The organism is Megamonas funiformis, from assembly GCF_010669225.1.
Lineage (GTDB): Bacteria > Bacillota > Negativicutes > Selenomonadales > Selenomonadaceae > Megamonas > Megamonas funiformis.
On the sequence record NZ_CP048627.1, the window covers coordinates 1,730,660 to 1,756,169 of the forward strand.

Sequence of the window (25,510 nt, forward strand, 5' to 3'; positions counted from 1 at the left end):
AAAAGGCAATATATTACAAGAAATTTATAATATATCACCTCTTTGACAAATTCACATACTAATTTTTATTTATTTCATTATATATATTTTCATCTAAATTACCTAATCTTTTATCAATAATCAAAGCATTCGTTACTGAGCCAGATACATTCAACATAGTTCTAGCCATATCAATCAATGGGTCTATAGCCAAAATTGGGCCAATCAAACTAAAAGAAGACGCCATGCCTACACCAGATAAACCTACAGATGCTGCCATTGTCGCAGTTCCCGGAATACCTGCTATACCAAGTGAACCTAACGTTACTACAATTATTGTCATGACGATCATGCTAAAATCCATAGCTGTTCCTGTCAAATGGCATACATAGACAATTAATAGTGAAGGAAAAATTCCTGCACAACCTTGCATACCTGCCGTTGTACCAAAACCAGCTACAAAACTTGCTGTTGCTTGATTTACACCTAATTTTTGCGTCAAAGTTTCAATCGTAACAGGCAAGCACCCTACACTAGAACGAGAAGTAAAGGCTAAAATAAGCAGGGCTAATGATTTTTTCATGTACACAATAGGATTTATGCCATTTACACTCAATGCTATCAACTGAATAATAAACTGTGCAATAATCGCTAAATACAATACAAAAATAAAATGTACTACACTTAAAATACTATCTAAACCTTTTTGCGCAATAGTATTAGCTAGTAATGCAATTACTGCCCATGGCATATAATCTAAAATCAAAAGCGCCATATTCATCAAAGCTTTATGCAAACCATTGACTAATTTGCGCATAAATTCCTCAACTTTTGGCTCATCCGCTTTTATCCACCAAATAGCTCTACCTAAAAATGTTCCAAAAATAACCATGCCAATGATATTATTTTTTACCATAGCATCAACTAAATTTCCTGGTATCAGCCCTCTAAGTGTAGTTGCCACAGAAACAATCTCTTTCGCTTTTGCCTCTGTTGCTACATTTGTCAAAGCATCGCCACCAACATTGAAGAAAATACCAAAAGCTATACCAACTATAGAAGCTACAGCTACCATAGACATTGTAACTAAAATAGTTTTCTTCACTAAACGGCTCATTTTTTGCTCAGATTTCATATTCACAATGACATGAGCGATAGAAACTATTACAAGTGGTACTACTATCATTTTGATTAAATCAATATAACCATTGCCAAATAATTGTAACCAATTCGTTGTTTCTTTAATAAAAGTAATCTTCATTGGGTCATTAGGAAAACCTGCCATATACTGCATGAGTATACCTAAAATACAGCCAAGACCCATACCGATTAATACCACTAAGGAAAAATCCATTTTACGTTTGCGATAGAGATAATGAATAATGCCAAAGAAAATACATAATAAAATCAAAAATCCTACCGTATATATATCACTTATCATCAAAAATGATTGCCAAAAATCGCCATTCATAATCATACCACCTTTCATACTATTTCTATATGATTTATTATCATAACATATAATATAGAAAATTGACAATAACTTTAAATATTCATTTTTTTATTTCTTTACGATATAATATAGATTATCTAATTTTATATAAAAGGGTGATATGATGTTATATTTTGACAGCGATTATTTAGAAGGAGCACATTCCTCTATTTTAGAAAAACTTGTAACTACTAACTTTGAACAAACTCCTGGTTATGGCAATGATACATATTGCGAATCTGCTCGCGAAAAAATCCGTCAAGCTTGTAACTGTCCTGAAGCACAAGTTCATTTTCTCGTTGGCGGTACACAGACAAATGCTACTGTAATCGATGGTCTATTAAAATCATATGAAGGTGTCATCGGCGTAGATAGCGCTCATATCGAACTTCATGAAGCTGGTGCTATTGAATTTGGTGGACATAAAGTCATCACTTTGCCACAAGAAGAAGGTAAACTCAAAGCTAGTGAAGTAGAAAAATATCTCACTAAATTTTATGGTGATGAAAGTTTTGAACATATGACTATTCCTGGAGCTGTATATATCTCCCACCCTACTGAATGGGGTACTTTATATACTAAACAAGAATTAGCTGATTTATCTGCTATCTGCCACAAATACAATCTACCGTTATTTTTAGATGGCGCTAGACTTGGCTATGGTCTTGCTTCTTTAAATACTGATGTTACTATGCAAGATATCGCTAAATATTGTGATGTATTTTATATTGGTGGTACAAAAGTTGGTGCATTATTCGGTGAAGCAGTAGTAATCACAAAACCAAATTTAATACCTCATTTCTTCACTATCATCAAACAACATGGGGCATTACTTGCTAAAGGTAGACTACTCGGTATTCAATTTGATACATTATTTACTGATAATCTCTATCTTAAAATCGCTAAAAATGCCATTGAAAAAGCTGAACAATTAAAAGCTATCTTCAAAGAAAAAAATTATAAATTCTTCTTAGAAACAGATACTAATCAGCAATTCATCATTTTAGAAGATACTAAATTAAAAGAACTCCGCCAAAAAATCAGCTGTAGTTTCTGGGAAAAATATGACGATACACATACAGTAGTGCGTTTTGCCACTAGCTGGGCAACACCACAATCATCTATTGATACATTAAAAGAAATTTTATAAAAATCTTCAAAAAAAAGTAGTTTGATATTATATTTATCAAACTACTCTTTTTTATTTTACATAACTTTCATTAAAAATTATCTGTGGATTAGAAGTATTTGCATCAAGTGTTATTTCTACATTCAAAGGCAAAAATCCATTTATCGCTCCATGACCTACTGGCATATCATAGACTACAGGAATATTGGCTTTATCTGTATATTGCTTGATTACCTGCATCACAGAATAATCAAACTGTGTCGGCTCTGTTGGTTCACATCTTCGCATATTACCAATGATTAATCCCTTCACTTGCTTTAACACTCCACTTTGCCATAATTGCTGAAAACATCTATCTATTACATAAGAGTCCTCACCGACTTCTTCAATGAATAAAATACAATTTTCACCATTCGGCTGATATTCACTGCCAGATAAAGAAGCTAATACAGATAAATTACCGCCAATGATTTTACCTTTAGCATAACCTTCTTTTAATACTTTTAATTTATGATTGCTTGGCAAAACAAATTCATTATTCATACCCAAACTTTCATTTGCCAAACCCAATTTTAATTGATTATCTGTATAATTATAGCCATTGTCGTTGATATCTATAACCATAGCCCCATGTACTGGCACTAAATCCGCTTTTTTTATCAATGCCATATGCAATGCCGTTATATCACTATAGCCAATCACCATTTTAGGGTGCTGTTTTATCATTTCATAATTCAATAAATCAAGTATTCTACCGCTACCATAACCACCACGAAGACAAAGTATCGCATCAACTTCATCATCAGCAAAAAAATTATTTAAATCTTCAGCTCTCATTTGGTCGCTACCAGCTAAATATCCTGATTGCTGATACAAATTCGGTGATAATTTCACCTTATAACCCCAATTTTGCAATTTATTGGTAGCGTCATCTATATTCATATCTTCAATACCTGAAGCAGGTGCTACTATACCTATACAATCGCCTTGTTTTAGAGCATTACCCTTCAAACTTTCAGCAAAAACAAATTCACTATGCAAACATAAACTAATAATAAAACATATACTCAAAAAATATTTAAAATAATTTTTCATCACTTCACCTCCAACCGACTATCAATCTTGCTCAACAATATGTTTACGCACCTTCATTGGTGTATCGCCAAAATGCTTTTTAAACAAAGTCCTAAATAATTTATAATTATTAAAACCATGTCTTGATAAAATCATAGACAAACTATCTTTTGTATTGATTAAATCTCGATAAACATAAGCTAATTTCACTTGATTTTGATACTCGATAAAAGTAACACCCATATGCTTTTTAAAAAATCTACAAAAATAATTCGTCTGAAAATGTACTAATTTTGCTATATCTTCTAAAGCTATATTTTGCTTATAATTCTCTTGCAAATATTTTAAAATTATATTCAATCTAGCTAAATCTTTTTTCCGTTGACCTACATTGACATTCATCATTTTCACACTAAAATGAGTCTTCAATTCAAACAATAATGAAAACAATAAACTATTAAACTTCAATAAAAATCCATCTTCCTTTGCGTCATAAACCCTTTTCATTTCCAATAATATAGATTTTACCTTATTTAAACATTCCTGTTTTCTTGGTGTATTTTTACTATCATTGAGTACAAATATAATCTCTTGTATATCTGGTACAAACTGCTCTAAAAAATCTATAGGAATTTGCAACAAAATAATCGTATTTGTTTCCATCAATTTCATAGAGTGAATAGCATTTGCATTTACTAAAACACAATCACCATCATGAAGCAAAAACGATTTATTTTCTATAGTCGCCAATCTTTCGCCCTTGATTAGATAAATAAACTCTATGGATTGATGCCAATGATTAGGTATATAATTACATTTTTCCACCAAAGTACAAAAACGCACCTTCGTTATCTCCGAAAAATCTATATGCTCATAGGCAATATTCTTATTCATATTCTCCATGATTACCTCTTATTATTTTATTTAGTACACTTATTTTAACATAAAAAGAGTTATCTACTAAATCTATAAAAAAACGACTATCTCATTTTTTGAGATAGTCTTTCTTAAATTATTTTTCAGCTAAAATCTCTTTTAATAGATTTTCAGCACTTTCTTCGTCAGGATTATTTGTGCCTAACTCACCACGAAAAACTTTAGCTAGTATTGCTTTTTTCAGTAATTCTATTTTTTCTAATTGCTGTTCTAAGTTTTTTATTTTATTATATTTAGCCAATAAATTATCCAAAATATTAACAATTTCCTGTTGTTCTTCAAGAGTAGGTAATAAAATATTTAAATCTAAAATATCTTTTCTTGAAATTCCTGGTATTAATCCATTTCCTTCAAATTTTAATCGTTCACATTCTCTCAATAAAAAATAATATAGATAATGCGTATTTAATTCATTTAAAGCTCTTAATGCCATTATTTGTCTACTAATATTTATTTTTTCTTCTTTTTGTAAATAAAGCTTTCCTATTGTTCCCTTTACACTGAGTAATATATCGTTTTTTTCTGATACTACTACTGGATTTTCTATCCATCGTTCAATAAAAAATTTATTATCTTTTATATTACTTGCACCTAAAATATATGGTATTCCTATAGATTTATCATTACATAAACTTACACTAACATCTCTACCTGAAATTAATTTTATGACATTCTTTAATTTAACTTTATTAAAAAAATTTTTTTCATTAATATTATTTTCTTTTCTCCATTTTACTGTTAATTCACCAGTAAAAGCTTTATGCAGTATTGCCATTTTATTTTGTTCAAATTGAGCTAAAGTATTTTCTATTAATTCCTTTGCTCTATCCAATTTAGCAAATAAAGACTCTATTCTATTTACAATTCTTTGTTGTTCATTTAATGGAGCAACAGGAAATAAACATGATTCTAACTTACTTTTATTAACTATAGCTATCGTTGTTGCTGATGCTTTAGATATTAATTCTCTAACAAAACTATTTGTATTAAAAAAATAATAACTATATAAAGGATTTATTTTTGAAATTACTGTATTTATTTGTTGATTAGTTGTTCCTTCAACTAAAAAATATCCACATTTTCCTATTGTTCCTATACAACAAATTCCAGTTGATTTTTCAGGAATTATTACAGATATAGATTTTCCTTTTTCTGATAGATATTCTGTTGCATATTGCATATTTCTACCTGCATCTAAATCAGCTGGTTTAAAAAAAGGAAACTTACCCCCATAATATTCTTTATTTTTTTTACTTGGTGTTTTCCCTGTTACAACAATTGCTATGTTATGTATATATGTCCAACACCAATTACTAGGTATTTTATATAGTTGTTCTTCTTTTGGTACTAAGGCATTTCGCAATTTTTCTTCTATGGTTAACTCTATTTGTTTTTTCTTTGCCATTTTAAGCCTCACCATTTTCTAAGGATTTTAATTCATTTACAACTTCACTAAGTAAGGCTTGTGCTTCGGATAAGTCTGCAATCATTTCTTCTGTGCAATCAATAGGATTTGGCAAGTCTTCATAATCTAAGATACTATCATCTTTTATCAAGCCTAAATCAAGGCTATTGCCTTTTTCGGCAATTTGTTCTCTTGTAAATACAGAAAATCTTTCATCTTGTATTTTATGTCTATCTTCTGCTGTATAAGCCTTGATAAAATCGGCAAAATCACTTTTTTTGAGTGGATTTGTTTTACCAAAAGAAGGCATATTCGTTCTTAAATCATAGAACCACACTTCTTTTGTATTATCTTTATCTGTTTTGCCACGTGTGAAAAATAATACATTCGTTTTTACACCTTGAGCGTAGAAAATCCCTGTAGGTAATCGCAAAATTGTATGCAGATTGCATTTATCCATTAAATCAGCACGGATTTTTTCGCCATCACCGTCAGCAAATAATACATTATCTGGAAGTACAACACCTGCTCTAGCTTTGCCATTGGCTTTTAAACTACGATAAATATGTTGCAAGAAATTCAACTGTTTATTGCTCGTAGGATAAGTGAAGTCATCACGTGTTGCACGTTCACCACCTTTTTTCGTACCAAAAGGAGGATTGGCAAGCACTACATCAAAATCTTTTAATGCTTTTCCTTGATTGGATAATGTATCAGCAAGCATGATATCGCCATCAATATCGTGAAGCATTGCATTCATCAAAGCCAATCTATGTGTATCATGTACTAATTCGCAACCTGTAAAAGCTTCTTTATATTGAAAATCACTTTGTTCTTCATCTAAATCATCATAATCATCAGTTTGAGATTTTACATAATTATTTGCAGAAATCATAAAGCCAAAAGTTCCGCAAGCTGGATCATTACAACGTTCGCCTGCCTGTGGTGCTACAAGCTCTACAATCACATCAATGAGTACACGAGGGGTAAAATATTGCCCTGCTCCAGATTTTTTCTCATTGGCATTTTTTTCGAGCAAACCTTCATAAAGATTGCCCAAGCCTTCTTCTTTAGCACTGTACCAATCAAGTTCATCTATAGTTTTAATTATTTTTTCTAAATTCTTTGGTTCTTCAATGTTGGTCGCTGAACCTTGATAAATCTCTCTAATTCTGCCTGTAGTATTAGTGCCTAATTTATCTAATAATTCTTTATAGAAATTTTTTAATTCAATACCGCTTTTATTTACTAAATTATCCCAGCGATATGCTTCAGGAATATTTTTTTCTACACCTGTTTCTTTTGCCATTTTCAAAAATAAAATATAGGTGAGTTCTGTTACATATTGATGATAAGTTATACCGTCATCTCTTAGTACATTACATAAATTCCAAAGTTTTCCTACTATCTCTTGTGTATTCAAGCTATTTTTCCTCCATCTTCATATAAATATTGGTTTAATTCTACTATAATTTCTGCTAAATGTCCGCCAAATTTTTTATCAATAGTTTTAAAACCACCTTTTTTTACAAATCTTGTATCTGTATCAAAGGTTTCTTTATTGATTACAGACTCATGCAATAAATATTTCTCTATGCTTTTCAAGAAAGTTTCTTCACTTACAGAAAAATAATGATTTGCTTTCAATTTTTCCATAGCCTTTTTTATACGTTCTTCATGACTAACTCTAGCACTGCCAAGCATACATTGACGAATTATACTGATGATATCTGCTGTTATCTCTTGATTAGTCATTTGGTTTAAAGCTGTATTTAAATGTGTTTGACTAAAACCATTACTATCTAGTTTTAAGCATAATCTTTTTAAATCTTCACGTTTTAAATCGCTAGGTTTTGTACAGATTAATTTCAAAGCCATTATTTCATTCATATTATCTTTTAAATATTGAGTGAAGCTCTCTATATAATCTTGTGGTTTTTGCGTATTTCCATAATCTCTAGTATGAGATACTACTTCATCTTCACCCTCATAAATAATGCGAGTTTTGCCATGACAAGCATCTTTTTCTTGTAAAAAAGTAAAATAGCTTTCATGCTCTTGTATATAAGAGCTAATTTTTTCTACTGGCAAAGCTCTCAATTCGTCAATAAAATCAGTTGTTGATTTACCTGTCATTGTTTTGAAATCTTTTTTCTTTTTATCGCTCATAGATTGCTGTTTACGATTTAATTTACCGACTAATTGCTCTAATTGATTTTGTTTATATTTCAGTTCATCTGCTGTATATATGCCATTATCTTCTTTTATTTTATTGATGATATCTCCTATGCTGATATTAGGATTTACCACAACAGGTTTCATAGTATTTACACTGTCTAAAGCTTCATATACACCTACAGGATCATAAATCTCAAAACAAGTCTTATCAATTTGCGGACATAGACGAGTTGCCCTGCCTAACATCTGTTCAAATAAAATACGAGATTTTACTCTACGTAAAAATACTAAAGTATCTATCTTCGGCACATCAACACCTGTAGTCAATAAATCTACAGTAACAACAATAGAAGGATCTTTTTCATTTTTAAAACGACGTATATATTCTGAAATACGGTCTTTATTGCCTTGACCTGCACTAGCAGTGATTTTGATAATTGTATCACTAGGAATATTATAATCAGAGCAAATTTCTTTTAAGATTTTTACGATTAAATCTGCATGATTATCATCAACAGCGAAAATTAATACTTTTCCTTGCTTATCTTCATCTTTTTGATTATTTTTTCGACTGATACTTTCTATGATTTCGATTAAGACTTTGCGGTTAAAATCTTCGGTGATTACTTCACGATTAAATTTATCCACTTCGATATGAACTTCATCTTCTAAGCAAGCTACATTTGTTACCTCTTTTGTAGCTGTATCATAAAATAACATATTATCGCCTTTATGATAGACTATACCTTCATTGTATAATCTTGTACGAATATTATGCGGTACATCATGGTCTACCAAAAATCTATCATTAACAGCTTCACGATAAGAATAAGTAAATACTGGTTCGCCGAAAATTTCTGTAGTATGCAGTGCTGGTGTAGCTGTAAGCCCTATTTTTACGGCATCAAAATATTCAATGACATAGCGATATTTACTGATATAATCCTGCTGATTATTATACAAAAGTTCTTCTTCGCTCATTTGTCTATCCAATATATAACCTCTGTGAGCTTCATCTACAATGATCAAATCAAAATCGCTAACAGACGGCATTTTATTATATTTTTCACCATCTTCATCATTTTGATACAACAATCTTTTAACCATACTTTGTACAGTTGCTATCTGTATTTTAGTTTCTCTATCTATCTGTTTATTATTTAACCCTTTTATATTATAGATTTCATCTAAAGTCATCAATTCTTCAAGCTTTACTTCACGAAAAGTTTCATAAGCTTGCTCACCTAGACTCGTTCTATCCACTAAAAATAATATGCGGTGAAATCTCTTTGTCTTTAAAAATAGATATATCATGCCTAAAATAGTGCGAGTCTTTCCTGTACCTGTAGCCATAGCTAATAAAATATTTTTCTTGCCTGCTACTATAGCATCAACAGTTGCTTTTATCGCATTTACTTGGTAATATCTCAAATTCAAACCTTGCTTATCTACTAAAAAGCCTTGATTATAATTTGTTAATTCACTATTTACTTTTTCTATGTCTAATTGCAATAATTCTTTAAGTCCTTCTGGAGATTTAAAACCTCTCAAAGCTACAGGATAATTTAAACTACTGCGTAAATCTCTAAACCAAATACCCGAAGCTGTTTCTATCTGTTTTAAATACGGTCTACCATTTGTCGCAAATACAAAAGGAACTTTATACTCACCATATTGACCAATTAAATATTTTTCATCAATTATAATTTGACTAGCATATTCTTTTGCTTGATAATCCATTACAGATAAAATATCTTTATCTATACTTTTAGCTTCCACTACTGCTACAAGTTTTAAACCAATAAATAACGCATAATCTACATGACCTGTAGTTTTTTTATCTGTCATTGTAGGCCATTCTGCTATTGCCATATTTACATTTTTCTGTGGTCTTGAGCCTTTGCTATAGCGAATATTTCTTGTATCTACTTGCCAACCAGCTTCTCTTAGTTGTGCATCAATGATATATCTTGTCTGTTCTTCTGTTAATTTTAATCTATCTGTTGCCGATTTTATTAAATTCAAACGTTTATCTCTTTTAATAACTTTTGCTTTAGAAGCTGTTTGCAATGCAGATTGTGTTAATTGCTGTAATTCGTTTTCTTCAATATTCGTATAATAAATATCTTCTTTTTTAGGCAAAATAAATGGTCTGTGTTCATATCTATAATCTCCATAAGTTTGCATAAACCACTCACTAAGCACATAGGCAAATTCTAATAAAAGACCACAAGGCTTTTCATAATTTTCATGAACAGCTTTATTTCTTGCTTTACGCAAAGCATGTAAAATATTTTTAAGTTGTTCATCAATATAACCTTCACGAATTAAAATATTTATACGATTTACCGCTTTATCTTCTGTCGGTTTTTTTATATTATCATATTCAAAAATTAAATTTACAACAGTTTCCCCTATCATGCCTAATTTAATTAAACAAGAATTAGGGTCTGTATATAAATATTTTTCTGCTAAATTGCCTAAATTTGCTAATACTGGAAATTTTTCTTTTAAAAAATCAAAATTACTCATAATCTATCACCATAAATTATTTTTTATACTTATAATCTTTATTATAATATTAAATTCTATCTTTTTGCGCAAATAATACGCCTATTTTTACATATTAAAAAATTTTTTGAAAATAGCTATATTTGACAACAATTTTAAGATATAAACTTTCTTCAAATTCATTGACTCTTGATTATAAAGCGTTATAATAATAACCGAAATAAATTTTCACGAAAAAAATTATACAACATTTTATATATATTTTTTAAAATCAGGAGGAATTTCATTATGAAAACTGTTCTTATTATTCGTGCTTTATTAGTAGCTATTGCAAGTTTCATTCTTTCCCTTTATATAAATAATCCAACAATTACTGCTTTAACTTTAGGCATTATTTATTTAGGCTTCTTAGCAAATCTCATCACTTATAGACTTATTACTAAAAAAGATAACGAAGCAGAAGCATCTTATCACAGCGCACATAGTTTACAATAATATTAATAATATATTGTAGGCTATTATTATACCTCTGACATAAATACACTTATGTCTTCAAATCAAAACCTATATATTAATTAAATCTTAATCTAATGTATAATTTTTGTGGAGCTTATTATGGATTGAAAAATCTTTAATAAGCTCTTTTTTTTATGGTTACATTTCATTAATTTATTCCTTTAAAGTCAATATATTGTTAGTCAAATATTAACATAGTATAATCTTAAAATATGAAATTTATTTTAGGAGCGTTATTTTATGAAATTGAAGCAATGGATTCAAATTTTTCCCATTTTGTCGGGCATAATGTGGGGTTCTGCGGGGATTTTTGTCCGAAAACTTAGCGAATTAGGTCTAAATAGTGTTTCTATTGTCGAAACTCGCATCATTGTTGCTATTATCATTATTATTGCTGGTTTACTATGTTTAGACAAAAAATTACTCAAAATCAAATTAAAGGATTTATGGATTTTTATTTGTGCTGGTATTTTTAGTATGTTAGGTCTAAATCTTTGTTATAACTTCGCCATAAATGAATTGACCTTATCCTTATCTGCTGTTTTATTGAGCCTTGCCCCTATATTTGTATTGATTTTGGCTAGTATTTTATTCAAAGAAAAACTCACTTTGCAAAAAACCGTTTGTGCTATTTTGGCTTTAATTGGTTGTATATTATCTAGTGGTGTCTTAGAAGAAGTCGGTGCTATGAAATGGACTACCATCGGTATTATCATTGGCACTTTAGGTGCATTTTTCTACGGTACATATAGTATATTCTCCAAAATCGCTATGCTCAAAGGCTATCATTCTTTTACAGTTACAATTTATAGCTTAATGGCTGTTGGCATAGCTTTATTGCCTTTTACTGATTGGTTAAAAGTTTGGGAAATCATTCAAATTGACCCAGCGCCTATGAGTGGATTTTTATTATTACATTCTTTACTTACTTCTGTATTACCATATATTTGCTTTACTGTAGCCTTAAATTATGTCGAAGCTGGCAAGGTTGCAATTTTAGCCTCTGGTGAACCTATAGCTGCTATGCTCTTTGGTATTTTCTTTTATCAAGAAATACCTACTGTCTTATCTTTAATCGGTCTATTCACTGTTTTATTTGCCCTAGGATTATTGACCATTCCTTTTACAAAACTAAAAAAAATCTTTAATTAAACAAAACTAATCTACAGATATATTTTTCTTATGAAATCTATATCTGTTTTTTTATTTGACAAATATCTCATCTTTCTTTAAAATGTTAACTAAAATTATAGAAAGGTTGACAATATGAGATATAAAACTTCTACACTTTGTGAAATCGCTATTTTAGTTGCCATGATTTCTATATTAGGCTCAATCAAAATTCCTAATATAATTCCTGGCATTGAATTCCAATTATCAGCTCCACTAGCTGTAGCTATTTGTAGTGTCTTTGGTTTTAAAAAATATATCATCAGTGGCATTTTATCTAGTGTAATCTGTTTAGCTTTAGGTACACAAAATATATTAAATGTAGCTATTGCCATGCAATTTCGTCTAATCGTTGGTCTACTTTTATATTTAGCTCAAAATCATCTCTATATGATAATTTTCGCTGGCCCTATCGCTTCACTCATCGCTAGATTTAGTCTATTTTTCTTTCTAGGCAATCTAGGAGCTTTAACATTTTCCATGATTTTATTTACCATTCCTGGACTTATCTTCACTGCTATAGCTTCCCCTATTTTGGTAAATATCTTAAAGAAAATAATTCATAAAAGGAGATAATATTTATGCTCTATAGTATTCGTATGCGTTCAGCTCAAGGTGGAGCCCATGAACATGGTGGTCATCATATTTCCGGTGCCGAACGTTTGATTACAACACAAGATTTAACTACAATCACAGAAAAATTAATTCAACGAGCTTTAACTCATGAAAAAGGCAGAGCAGATTTTATCCGCCTTACTATTGAAGAAGTTAAACCTAAAGACATCATAACTATTCCCATGCTTAAGATGGAAACGTATACAGCTATTGATGTAAGTGATGGACATAAAAATGCTTGTGAATTTTTAGCCAATGCAGGTATTTCTAAAATAGCCATAGATAATGCTATATCATCTTTATTATCACTACAAGAAAATATGCGTGGTGCTATTTTAATTGATGCCACTACTGGAAAACGCTTGGATAATACAGGCATGAGAGGAATTCGCGTCAGTCGCATGGATTTTAAAGATACATTACAAGCAAAAAAACATTTTGATGAATTAGGCTATACAGACAATCATGTACAAGAAGCTCTTGTCTTAGCTAGTAAAGTTTTATCTGCTCCAAATGTCGTAGGAGAATTATGTTGGTCTGATGACCCTAATTATATTATCGGTTATGTATCTGCCAATAATATTTATCACCGCATTACTAAAATGAAACCACTACATAGCAATCAAGGTGGTCGAGTATTTTTTGTAAAAACGCCTGTAGATATCACAGTTTTGCAAAATTATCTTGAAAGACAACCCGTACTTGTAGATATTAATTTATAAATTGAAATGGAGTTTATCATGCAAGATAATTTAAATAAATATTTAACTGAAATAGAAATTTTACATCAACAACAATTATATCGGAAACCTATAACTTATATTCCCATTTCTGCCACTAAAGTTCTAAAAGATAATGAAGAATTTTTGATGATGGCTTCTAATAATTATTTAGGGCTTACTCATCACCCACAAGTGAAAAAAGCTGCTATCAAGGCTATCGAAAAATACGGCACAGGCTCTGGTGGCTCACGTTTGATATCTGGCTCTCATATTTTATTTGCCAAATTAGAACAAGCACTTGCTGAATTTAAATCTATAGAAAAAGCATTGGTCTTTAATACTGGCTATATGGCTAATGTTGGCACTATCAGTGCATTGACTAATAATAATGATTACATCATCAGCGACGAATTAAATCACGCAAGTATAATTGATGGCTGTCGACTCAGCAAAGCTAAAACTTTAATTTATCGTCATAAAAATATGACAGATTTAGAAAATATATTAAAAAATTTGCCATATTCTCATACGAAATTAATCGTTACTGATAGCGTATTTAGCATGGATGGCGATATCGCACCTTTAGATGAAATAGTCTATTTAGCACATAAATACAATGCTTTAACTATGGTTGATGATGCTCATGCTACAGGAGTCTTGGGCAAAGGTCATGGCAGTGTAGAACATTTTCACCTACAAGGAAAAATTGATATTCAGTTAGGCACTTTAAGCAAAGCCCTCGCTTCTGAAGGTGGCTTTGTCGCTGGCAAAAAAATTCTTATTGAATATCTCATCAATAAGGCTCGCAGTTACATTTTTTCTACAGCATTGACACCAGCAGATATAGCAAGTAGCCTTGAAGCCTTATCCTTAATTGCTAACGATAATAGCTTAGTTGATAAATTATACGATAATATTTCCTATGTACAAGATTTATTCCAACAAAATAATATAGATATAAACTTAACGACTCCTATCGTGCCTATCATTGTGCATAGCAATGAAAAAGCTCTGCAAATAGCTCAAAAACTCTATGAAAAACATATTATTTTATCTGCTATCCGCCCACCGACAGTCCCACAAAATCAAAGTCGATTGCGTCTTGCTATATCAGCTAGTCATACACAAGAAGATTTGCACTTTGTCATCACCGAATTAATTAAATTACTTTAATATAAAAAGACCTTGATAATACATAAATTATATTATCAAGGTCTTTATTTTTATGCATCTCGTTTATTTAATCTTTTTCCTTCTTCAAGTAAAGGTTTTAAAAAATGCCCTGTGTATGAAGCTTTTACTTTCGTTATATCTTCTGGTGTTCCTTTGGCTACAATAGTACCACCGCGATTGCCACCTTCAGGACCTAAATCAATCAAATAATCTGCTGTCTTAATCACATCAAGATTATGTTCAATGACAACTACAGTATCTCCACCATCAACTAATCGCTGTAATACATCTAAAAGTTGATGAATATCTGCTGTATGCAGTCCTGTTGTCGGTTCATCTAAAATATAAAGAGTTTTGCCTGTACTTCTTCTAGCTAATTCAGAAGCTAATTTTACACGCTGTGCTTCACCGCCAGATAATGTTGTCGCTGGCTGTCCCAATTGAATATAACCAAGTCCTACATCTTGTAATACTTTCATATAGCGATAAATTTTAGGTATATTTTCAAAAAATACACAGCCTTCATCAACTGTCATATTGAGTACATCAGATATAGTTTTTCCTTTATATTTTACTTCTAAAGTTTCACGATTATATCTCGCTCCCTTACAAACTTCACATGGAACATATACATCTGGTAAAAAGTGCATTTCGATTTTTATAATGCCATCACCATGACAAGCTTCACAACGTCCACCTTTAACGTTAAAACTAAAACGACCAGGTTTATATCCTCTTATCTTCGCTTCATTAGTTTGACTGAATAATTCACGAATACTATCAAATACACCTGTATATGTCGCAGGATTAGAGCGAGGTGTTCTACCTATTGGCGATTGGTCAATATTGATGATTTTGTCTATATTTTCAATGCCTTTTATCTCTTTATGTTTACCTGGTTTTCCTTTTATTGTATATAATTTACTTGCTAAACCTTTATATAATATTTCATTTACCAAAGTAGATTTTCCAGAACCAGAAACTCCTGTTACTACAGTAAATACACCTAATGGAAATTTTACATTTATATTTTTTAAATTATTTTCTTTAGCACCGACAACTTCGATAAAATTGCCATTGCCTTTTCTTCTATCTTTTGGTACTGGTATATATTTTCTACGACTTAAATATTGCCCTGTTATTGAATTTAAATTTTGCTTGATTTCTTCAACAGTTCCTTGAGCTACTACTTCACCGCCACCAGCTCCTGCTTTTGGCCCTATGTCAATAATACAATCTGCTGCATACATAGTATCTTCATCATGTTCTACCACAATCAATGTATTTCCTAAATCGCGAAGATGTTTTAATGTAGCTAACAATCTATTATTATCTCTTTGATGAAGTCCTATACTAGGTTCATCTAAAATATATAATACACCGACTAAACCTGAACCAATCTGTGTAGCTAAGCGAATACGCTGAGCTTCCCCACCAGATAAAGTGCCTGCTGCTCTAGATAATGTCAAATATTCTAACCCTACATCTAGTAAAAAGCCCAATCTAGCATGAAGTTCTTTCATAATCTGTTTAGCAATGATTTCTTCACGCTCAGTGAATTTAAGATTTTTAAAAAATTCACTAGCTTCAGCGATAGTCATATCTGTTACTTGTTTTATATTTTTATCGCCAATAGTGATAGACAATACTTCTGGTTTTAACCTTGCCCCTTTACATTTTGGACATGGTGTAGTGCTCATATATGCTTCATATGATTCTCGCATTATATCTGAATTAGTCTCTTTATAACGACGCTCAAGCATAGGCATTACACCTTCAAATGGTGAAAAATACTCTTTATATTCATCATACATATTCACATATGAATAATTAAATCTTTCCTCACCTGAACCATTTATCAAATACTCTTGAATATTTTTATCGATTTCATTCCATGGAGTATTTAAAGTATAACCATATTTTTTTAATACAGCTTCAATCTGTACCATAGCATAAGAAGCTGGATTTTTAGATAATGGTGCAAATAAACCTTCTGCTGGGCTTAAATTTTTATTAGGCATTACTAAATCAATATCAAATTGTTGATGACTGCCAAGTCCACTACATTCAGGGCAAGCCCCATATGGACTATTAAATGAAAACATACGCGGAGCAATCTCTGGCAGACTGATACCACAATCTATACAAGCAAAATTTTGACTAAACATCAATAATTCACCATCAACCACTTGTACATAGACAATTCCTTCACCTATATCTAAAGCAGTTTCAAGTGAATCTGCTAAACGTTGTTCAATGCCTTCACGCACAATGAGGCGGTCGATTACCACTTCAATCGTATGTTTTTTATTTTTTTCTAGATTAATTTCTTCATTAATATCTATAACTTCGCCATCAATACGTACACGCACATAACCTTCTTTGCGAATTTGTTCCAATACTTTTTTATGTTCGCCTTTTTTTCCACGAATGATTTGTGCCATGATCAATAATTTACTGCGTTCTGGCAAACTCATGATATTATCCACCATTTGGTCTACTGTCTGCTGAGTGATCGGTTTACCACATTTTGGACAATGAGGTTTTCCCACTCTAGCGAATAATAAACGCAAATAATCATAAATCTCGGTAACTGTTCCCACTGTAGAACGAGGATTATGACTTGTTGTCTTTTGATCAATAGATATAGCAGGAGATAGTCCTTCTATATAATCAACATCTGGTTTATCCATCTGCCCCAAAAATTGTCTAGCATATGCAGATAAAGACTCTACATAACGACGTTGACCTTCGGCATATATCGTATCAAAAGCTAATGAAGATTTTCCACTGCCACTCAATCCTGTTACTACTACTAATTTATCACGAGGAATTTTTACATCTATATTTTTTAAATTATGAGCTCTCGCTCCTTTTACTGTTATAAAATCAGACAAAATATATCCTCCTTATTTATATTATTATCAAATTTAAAATCATTTATAAATCCTAGTTTTATACTATTAATTATATCATATTAATAATAATTATTAAATAAGAATTTATTTTTTATATTTATAGACTTTTATTGATTAACAACATCTTTATAAAATAAAAAAAGTGCAGAAAATAAATTTCTGCACTTTTAATTGCTTTAATCTATATTTTAAATTACTTATTAATAAGCATAGCCCTGAGCAAGCATAGCATCTGCTACTTTTAAGAAACCAGCAATGTTTGCACCTACTACAAGGTTACCTTCAAAGCCATATTCTTTTGCAGTTGTTGCTGCATTTTTGTAGATATTTACCATGATTGAATGTAATTTTGCATCTACTTCTTCAAATGTCCAGCTTAAACGTTCGCTGTTCTGGCTCATTTCAAGACCGGAAGTAGCAACACCACCAGCATTTGCAGCTTTTGCAGGAGCAAAGAGAACTTTATTGTCTAAGAAATAGTTGATTGCATCAATAGTAGAAGGCATATTTGCACCCTCACCAACAACTTTACAGCCGTTAGCTACGAGAGCTTTTGCGGATTCAAGATCAATTTCATTTTGAGTTGCACAAGGAAGAGCAATATCGCATTTAACAGTCCAAATACCTTTGCAACCTTCATGATATTGTGCACCTTCAACACGTTCAGCGTATTCTTTAATACGTTTACGTTCAACTTCTTTAATCTGTTTTACAACATCAAGTTTGATACCATCGTTATCTACTACATAACCATTGGAATCGCTCATAGCAATAACTTTTGCACCTAATTCCATAGCTTTTTCAGCAGCATAAATAGCAACGTTACCAGAACCAGATACTACAACATCTTTACCAGCAAAAGATGTATTACTATCTTTTAACATTTCTTCAACGAAATAGCATAAACCATAACCAGTTGCTTCAGTTCTTACTAAAGAACCACCGAAGGATAAACCTTTACCAGTTAATACACCAGTGAATTCGTTGCGAAGACGTTTGTATTGACCAAATAAGTAACCAACTTCACGAGCACCAACACCGATATCACCAGCAGGAACGTCAGTATCTGCACCGATATGTTTTGCAAGTTCAGTCATGAAGCTTTGGCAGAAACGCATGATTTCCATATCAGATTTACCTTTTGGATCGAAATCACTACCGCCTTTACCGCCACCCATAGGAAGAGTAGTCAAAGAATTTTTCAATACTTGTTCAAAACCTAAGAATTTAATTACAGAAGCGCATACGGAAGGATGTAAACGAAGACCACCTTTGTATGGTCCAATAGCAGAGTTAAATTGTACTCTATAGCCACGATTTACTTGTACGTTACCATTATCATCAACCCATGTTACACGGAAAGTAATCATACGTTCAGGCTCAACCATGCGTTCAATAATATTAGCTTTTTCATAAGCAGGATTTTTTTCAATTGCAGGTGTAATAGATTCTAAAACTTCATAAACTGCTTGTTGGAATTCTGCTTCGTTTGGATTTTTAGCTACTACTTTGTCGTAAACTTTCTGTAAATATGCGTTTTTTAAACTCATGATTAAACCACAACTCCTTGATAGAAATATCTTTATTCACAAATCATAAAAAAATAAAATAGGTATATAAATTTTACTTATATACCTTTTCTGTATTTAACGTAAATCATTATAGCACGTCATTTTTATCTTGCATAGATATTTTTTACAAATTTACAATTAAATACTGTATACAGTATTTCCAAACTCCATTATAGCAGGTATTTATCACGTATTTTGGCTCTTGTGTACAGTATGATATAATAGATAATAATTTAATTATTATACAGAAAAGATGTGTTATCATGAATAAATTACAAAATTATCTAAATGATTATGTACAAAAATTAGATGGAGATTGGTCTTATTTAATCTGCAATCTGAAAAATTCCCAAGAAACAATTTGCTTAAATGGAAATCACCTTCATAAATCAGCTAGTATGATTAAAGTTCTTATTTTAGCTACATTATGCGCTAGTGATTTAGATTTTAATGAAAAAATCTCTATTGATTATGTACCATATGTTGAAGGTGGTGGCGCATTACAAGAAATGGATAGCGATACAAAAGTCAGTATCAAAGCTCTTGCTAGTCTAATGATTGTCCTTAGTGATAATTTAGCCACAAATATTCTCATAAAAAAATTAGGTATGTATAATATTCAAGCTTATGCTGATAAATTAAATTTAAAACAGACAAAAATTCAACGTTATATGATGGATTTTGAAGCAAGTAAGCAAGGTAGAGAAAATTATTTAACTGTAAATGATTACCATAAATTACTTTGTCATATCTATGATAATCGTCATTTAGCAAGATTTAATATCGCATGGCAAATCTTAGCTCGCCAACAATTTAGAGACCGCATTCCTTATTATTGGGATGAAGATATCATATTCCATCATAAAACAGGTATGCTTGATTTTGTCGAACATGATGGTGGTATTTTAGAAGCAGATTTTGGCACTTATAGTATTATTATTTTTGCTTCTAATTTAAAATCAAATGCTATCGGTGGTCGTGAAATAGGAAAATTAGGGCAATATATTTATAATTATCTAGCACAAAAATAAATTTGATTATTTAATCATTAAAGGACTGATTATATGTTTAAAATTATTTCACCTAAATTAATTTTAATTTCCATATTCATAGTATATAGTTTCCTCATCAGTGGTTGTAGTGATGAAGCTATGACTGATGATACTGTTCGCTATGCTTTAGAAAGCGAACCATCTACTTTAGACCCTGCTAAAAGTACAGCTCTCGCTGAATCAAATGTAGAACTTGCTTTATTTGAAGGTTTGACTCGTTTAGATGAACATGAACAACCTCAACCAGCAGCAGCTAAAAGTTGGGATATTTCTCCAGACGGCACAGAATACACATTCCATTTGCGTGATAATCTTCTCTGGAATGATGGTACACCTCTTACTGCTCATGATTTTGAATATGCATGGAAACGTGTACTTGACCCTCAAACAGCTTCTGAAAATGCTTATATGATGTATCCATTAAATAATGGTGAAGCCTTTTTCAAACAAGAAGTATCTGCTGACCAAGTAGGGGTAAAAGCTTTAGATGATAAAACTCTATATGTAAAATTAAAAGCACCTATCACATATTTTTTAAATTTAACTGCCTTTCATGCTTATTATCCTGTACCACGTCATGTTGTTGAAAAAGACCCTGAAATCTGGGCAGCTAATGATAAAATTGTTTCTAATGGCCCTTTCGTTTTAACTCATTGGATACATTCTAATCAATTACAATTTGTCAAAAATGATAAATATTGGGATAAAGATAAAGTTAAACTTGAAAATATGCAATGGCCTATCAGTGAATCTCAATCCACCCGCGTTTCTATGGTAGAAAGTGGTCAAGCTAATATCACTGTAGAACCGCCAATCTCTGAACAAGAACGCTTGACTAAAGAAGGCTTATTCAAGATGAGTCCTTATTTAGGCTCTTATTATTATAGTTTCAATACACAAAAAGCTCCATTTGATAATCCTCTAGTGCGTAAAGCTTTTTCTATGGCTGTGGATAGAGAAAAACTTGTCAACAATGTAATTAAAGGTGGCAAAGAACCAGCTTATGCTTGGGTTCCTCCTGGGCTTACTAATCCTGTAACTAAACAAGATTTTCGCCGTGAAGGTGGTAATCTCGTAGAATACAATCCACAAAAAGCAAGAGAATTACTCAGTGAAGCTGGATATCCAAATGGCGAAGGTCTTTCTCCTATAACTATTTTATATAATACAAATGAAATGCATAAAGCTGTAGCCGAAGTAATCCAAGCTATGTGGAAAGAAAATCTAAATGTTAATGTAGAACTTTTAAATCAAGAATCAAAAGTGTATTTAGATGCTAGAAATACAGGAAATTTCCAAGTAGCCCGTGCTTCATGGATTGGAGATTATGCCGATCCTATGACTTTTATGGACGTATATCTTGATGAAAATAACGATGGTCAATATCACAATCCACTTTATAATGATTTAGTTCATAAAGCTCAAAATACAAACAATCAAGAAATTCGTATGCAAGCAATGCATGAAGCTGAAAAAATCTTGATGGACGATGCTGTTGTCTTACCGATTTATTACACTACTCAACCTTATATAGCTCAACCTTATGTAAAAAATTATCGCTGGTCAATATTAGGCACTATCGATTTTAAAGAAGCATATATCGAAAATTCCCCTGAAAAAGCTTCCGAAAAATAAATCTTATAAGTAAAACCATTATATATTTAAATATAATGGTTTTTTCTTTTATATTTTCAATAAAGTCAAAACATTTAATTGACTCATACTTATTCAAATGCTATTCTAATAATTAGATTTATTAATAATATTTATGAATAAAGGAGGCTTCCTTTATGATGAAGACTCGCCACAAAGGCAAAATTCTTGGCATTGGTAGTTGTATTGGCATCATAGCGCCAGCTACTGCTTGTGCAGATTTTGATTATACTCCTGGCATTGAACTTTTACATCAATGGGGTTATAAAACAAAAATCTCCAAAACTTTAAAAACAAATGAAGGTTATCTCGCAGGTTCTGATAAATTGCGAGCAAGTGAACTCAATAAATTTTTTGCTGATGATGAAGTTGATGCTATCTTATGTTTTGGTGGTGGTTATGGTTGTACACGTATTCTTGATTTATTAGATTATGATTTAATCCGCAAACACCCAAAATTATTAATAGGTTTTAGCGATGTTACAGCTCTTCATACTGCCATTGGACAAAATAGCCGACTTGTTACTATTCATGGACCTATGCTCAAAACTTTATCACGAAAACCTACGCAATATACGATTTCTTCTTTTTGTCGTGGTCTTCGCATGTCTGTTCCACTCGGTGCTTTTCCGCTACCTAAAAAACACGATTTAGAATCATTTTATCCAGGTAGAGCATTTGGTAAATTAATCGGTGGCAATCTAAGCGTTATCACTTCTCTTTGCGGTACTCCTTATGAATTAAAAGGGGAAAATAGTATTTTATTCTTAGAAGATATCGGTGAAGATGCTTATGCTATCGACCGCATGCTTCGTCAACTTTGGCAAAACGGTTTACTAAAAGACATCAAAGGTTTAATCTTCGGCAATTTTTCTCATTGCCAACCAAATAAACAAGAACCTTATGAATTTACTGTTAAAGAAGTCTTAGAGCAGTATGCTAATTTAGCCAAAGTTCCTACAATTTATAATTTCCCAGCAGGGCATGAACGCACAAATGCATTTTTGCCATTAGGTGTAAATGCTACTATTAATATTACTGACGATAATATTAATTTTTTCATCAGTGAAGCTCACTGCAAATTACGTTAATTCTATTAATTTCATCAATTAATTTTATTTTTAGAAAGATTTTATTTATGTACAAACAAGATTTAAAACAATTAGTCTGTCAAGAAATTGATAAACTCGAACCCGTCTTATCCAAACTTGCTGATTATCTTCATCAACATCCTGAAATCAGCATGCAAGAAATAAAAGCGGTAAATTATCTCAAAAAACTTTTAGAAGAATTTCAATTTATATTCACGCCTATTCTCAAAGACACATTTTCTACTGCTTTTATTGCTACTAAAGGAAATGGAGATAAAAAAATCGGCTTTTTAGCTGAATATGATGCCCTTCCTGATATTGGTCATGGCTGTGGTCATAATCTCATTTCTTTGATGAGTCTAGGGGCTGGATTAGCTTTCAATACTGTAACAGATAAAATTGCCCAAACAGTAATCTTTGGCTGTCCTGCTGAAGAAACTATTGGCGCTAAATTAAACATTGCTGATAATGGTTATTTTGATGATTTACAAGCATGCTTAATCATTCACCCTGATGATAAAACAACTATCGGTGGCACCTCTTTTGCCACTCACCCTTTAGAAATAACATTTCTAGGCAAAGAAGCTCATGTCGCTGACCCTGTATATCACGGTATTAATGCTTTAGATGCACTTGTAGATTTTTATCAAGAATTTAAAAAACTTAAACAAAGCTTCACTAAACCTAATATCATTGGCACAATTATCACAGATGGTGGCATAGCTCCTAATATCATTCCAGCTAAAGCTACACTAAGAGCTACTATTCGCAGTCTTGATACAGATTATTTAGAAGAAGTCATGCTTCCACAAATCAAAAAATTAGCACAAAAAATAGCGCTAAAACATCAAACACAGTTAAAAATGCATCACTATGAGCCACTTTATAAAAACTTGCGCAGTGATAAACTATTAAATCAATATTATCAAGAAAATTTCTCTCTACTTGGTGAAAAATACACTCTACTTCCTGATGATTTTGCTGATGGCTCTACTGATGTAGGCAATGTTAGTCATGTTACTAGAACTTGTCAACCTACTATTTGCATTGGCAATAATTTATTTGTTCACACTTTAGAATTTACTAATGCCAGTGGTTCTGAATATGCGAAAAAACAAGCATTAATCGGTGCTAAAGCTATGGCAATGACTGCGATTGATGTGCTATTTGAAAAATAATCATATTTCGAGGTCTTATTCATTATGAAAATCATAAAAATTCAAATTGGCAAAGTCAAAATTCCCTTAAAAAAACCTTTTATAACAGCCCTGCGCCGTGTTGACTTTGCCGAAGATATCATCATAAAAATAATCACTGATACAGGAAATATAGGTTTTGGCAATGCTCCGCCAACTGCTGTCATCACAGGAGATAGTCAAGCGTCTGTAGTCTCTGCCATTCATGATATCATTGCACCTAAATTAATTGGCTTAGATATTTGCGAATTAGAAACCATCTGCAATCAAATTGATAAAGCAATGCTTCATAATTCTTCTGCTAAAGCTGCTATAGATATCGCTATTTACGATTTATTCGCTCAAATGTGCAATTTGCCATTATATAAATTATTAGGTGGCTATCGCACAGATATAAAATCTGATTTAACAATTAGCCTACGCGAACCTGAAATCATGGCTCAAGATGCTCTTGAAGCTGTAAGTAATGGTTATACTGATTTAAAAATCAAAGTTGGCAACGACTCAACTTTAGATTTTAAACGCATTATTGCCATTAGAAATGCTGTAGGCAATGAAATAAACATTCGCCTAGATGCCAATCAAGGTTGGAAATCTAAAGAAGCTGTTCGTTTAATTCGCCAATTTGAAGATAAAAATTTAAATATTGAACTCATTGAACAACCTGTAATCGCTCATGATACTGTAGGTCTAAAATTCGTAACAGATAATGTAGATACTCCTATCATGGCTGATGAATCAGCTTTTGGCACATATGAAGTATTTGAACTTCTCGCTAAAAGAGCTTGCGATTTAATCAATATCAAGCTCATGAAAGCTGGCGGTATTCACAATGCTTTAAAAATCGCTGATATGGCAAAAATTTGTGGCGTTGAATGTATGATGGGTTGTATGCTCGAGTCCAAAGTAGGCATTACAGCATCTGCTAGTCTAGCTGGTAGTAAATCCATCATCACTAAAGCAGATTTAGATGCAGCTGATTTACTTGCCACAGACCCTATAGTTGGTGGTATATCCTATAAACAAAATCATATCATTTTAAATGAAAACAATGGTCTTGGTATAACAAATATCAAAGACTGGGAATTTATCACTGAAATAAAATAAAGGCTAGAAAATTCTAGCCTTT

Annotated in this window: 19 protein-coding genes; 11 read left to right on the forward strand and 8 right to left on the reverse strand. The window is 31.6% G+C overall.

What is annotated here, in order from left to right; translation table 11 throughout:
* Positions 1-58: 58 nt before the first annotated feature.
* The gene (locus tag GXM21_RS08780) at positions 59-1,450 is read right to left on the reverse strand and encodes a cation:dicarboxylate symporter family transporter (RefSeq protein WP_008537333.1); all 1,392 of its coding nucleotides are present in this window, start codon (positions 1,448-1,450) and stop codon (positions 59-61) included.
* A gap of 145 nt (positions 1,451-1,595) precedes the next feature.
* Between GXM21_RS08780 and GXM21_RS08785 the strand changes: the two genes are divergently transcribed.
* A complete protein-coding gene (locus tag GXM21_RS08785) occupies positions 1,596-2,621 on the forward strand; it encodes a threonine aldolase family protein (RefSeq protein ID WP_039881294.1) in 1,026 nt (341 codons plus the stop codon).
* Between the two features lie 51 nt (positions 2,622-2,672).
* Here the strand turns inward: GXM21_RS08785 and GXM21_RS08790 are convergent, their stop codons facing one another.
* From GXM21_RS08790 to hsdR, 5 genes are all read right to left on the reverse strand, one after another.
* Positions 2,673-3,695, reverse strand: coding sequence for a S66 peptidase family protein (locus GXM21_RS08790; RefSeq protein WP_008537331.1), 1,023 nt, complete (start codon positions 3,693-3,695; stop codon positions 2,673-2,675).
* Between the two features lie 21 nt (positions 3,696-3,716).
* The gene (locus tag GXM21_RS08795) at positions 3,717-4,577 is read right to left on the reverse strand and encodes an AraC family transcriptional regulator (protein ID WP_008537330.1); all 861 of its coding nucleotides are present in this window, start codon (positions 4,575-4,577) and stop codon (positions 3,717-3,719) included.
* 109 nt (positions 4,578-4,686) lie between these two features.
* Entirely contained in the window at positions 4,687-6,015 is a 1,329-nt protein-coding gene (locus GXM21_RS08800) for a restriction endonuclease subunit S (protein WP_008537329.1), read from the reverse strand.
* A 1-nt stretch (position 6,016) separates the two neighbouring features.
* The gene (locus GXM21_RS08805) at positions 6,017-7,438 is read right to left on the reverse strand and encodes a class I SAM-dependent DNA methyltransferase (RefSeq protein ID WP_008537328.1); all 1,422 of its coding nucleotides are present in this window, start codon (positions 7,436-7,438) and stop codon (positions 6,017-6,019) included.
* Entirely contained in the window at positions 7,435-10,725 is a 3,291-nt protein-coding gene (gene hsdR / locus GXM21_RS08810) for a type I restriction-modification system endonuclease (RefSeq protein ID WP_008537327.1), read from the reverse strand. The genes GXM21_RS08805 and hsdR overlap by 4 nt, the downstream gene beginning before the upstream one ends.
* 267 nt (positions 10,726-10,992) lie before the next feature.
* Here hsdR and GXM21_RS08815 point away from each other — a divergent pair, with 267 nt between their 5' ends.
* The 5 genes from GXM21_RS08815 to bioF all read left to right on the forward strand — a co-directional run bounded on the left by GXM21_RS08815 (position 10,993) and on the right by bioF (position 14,900).
* Complete coding sequence (locus tag GXM21_RS08815; protein WP_008537325.1) at positions 10,993-11,199, forward strand: hypothetical protein; 207 nt, start codon at positions 10,993-10,995, stop codon at positions 11,197-11,199.
* Between the two features lie 261 nt (positions 11,200-11,460).
* Complete coding sequence (locus GXM21_RS08820) at positions 11,461-12,372, forward strand: DMT family transporter (protein WP_008537323.1); 912 nt, start codon at positions 11,461-11,463, stop codon at positions 12,370-12,372.
* Positions 12,373-12,486: 114 nt separating this feature from the next.
* Positions 12,487-12,966 (forward strand): hypothetical protein, encoded by a 480-nt coding sequence (locus GXM21_RS08825; protein WP_008537322.1) that lies wholly within the window; start codon positions 12,487-12,489, stop codon positions 12,964-12,966.
* 5 nt (positions 12,967-12,971) lie between these two features.
* A complete protein-coding gene (locus GXM21_RS08830; RefSeq protein WP_008537321.1) occupies positions 12,972-13,727 on the forward strand; it encodes a 6-carboxyhexanoate--CoA ligase in 756 nt (251 codons plus the stop codon).
* Between the two features lie 18 nt (positions 13,728-13,745).
* On the forward strand, positions 13,746-14,900 hold the full coding sequence (gene bioF, locus GXM21_RS08835) for an 8-amino-7-oxononanoate synthase (RefSeq protein WP_008537320.1): 1,155 nt from the start codon (positions 13,746-13,748) through the stop codon (positions 14,898-14,900).
* Between the two features lie 50 nt (positions 14,901-14,950).
* Here the strand turns inward: bioF and uvrA are convergent, their stop codons facing one another.
* Both uvrA and gdhA read right to left on the reverse strand, forming a co-directional pair.
* Complete coding sequence (uvrA, locus tag GXM21_RS08840; protein WP_008537319.1) at positions 14,951-17,797, reverse strand: excinuclease ABC subunit UvrA; 2,847 nt, start codon at positions 17,795-17,797, stop codon at positions 14,951-14,953.
* A 221-nt stretch (positions 17,798-18,018) separates the two neighbouring features.
* On the reverse strand, positions 18,019-19,368 hold the full coding sequence (gene gdhA / locus GXM21_RS08845) for an NADP-specific glutamate dehydrogenase (RefSeq protein ID WP_008537318.1): 1,350 nt from the start codon (positions 19,366-19,368) through the stop codon (positions 18,019-18,021).
* Between the two features lie 284 nt (positions 19,369-19,652).
* Here gdhA and GXM21_RS08850 point away from each other — a divergent pair, with 284 nt between their 5' ends.
* The 5 genes from GXM21_RS08850 to GXM21_RS08870 all read left to right on the forward strand — a co-directional run bounded on the left by GXM21_RS08850 (position 19,653) and on the right by GXM21_RS08870 (position 25,488).
* Positions 19,653-20,420, forward strand: a complete 768-nt coding sequence (locus GXM21_RS08850; RefSeq protein ID WP_008537316.1) for a serine hydrolase — start codon at positions 19,653-19,655, stop codon at positions 20,418-20,420.
* Between the two features lie 33 nt (positions 20,421-20,453).
* Positions 20,454-22,076: a peptide ABC transporter substrate-binding protein gene (locus GXM21_RS08855; protein WP_008537315.1), complete on the forward strand. Its 1,623-nt coding sequence runs from the start codon at positions 20,454-20,456 to the stop codon at positions 22,074-22,076.
* A 155-nt stretch (positions 22,077-22,231) separates the two neighbouring features.
* Entirely contained in the window at positions 22,232-23,185 is a 954-nt protein-coding gene (locus GXM21_RS08860; protein ID WP_008537314.1) for a S66 peptidase family protein, read from the forward strand.
* A gap of 47 nt (positions 23,186-23,232) precedes the next feature.
* On the forward strand, positions 23,233-24,363 hold the full coding sequence (locus GXM21_RS08865; RefSeq protein WP_008537313.1) for an amidohydrolase: 1,131 nt from the start codon (positions 23,233-23,235) through the stop codon (positions 24,361-24,363).
* Positions 24,364-24,387: 24 nt separating this feature from the next.
* The gene (locus tag GXM21_RS08870; RefSeq protein WP_008537312.1) at positions 24,388-25,488 is read left to right on the forward strand and encodes a dipeptide epimerase; all 1,101 of its coding nucleotides are present in this window, start codon (positions 24,388-24,390) and stop codon (positions 25,486-25,488) included.
* Positions 25,489-25,510: the final 22 nt, after the last annotated feature.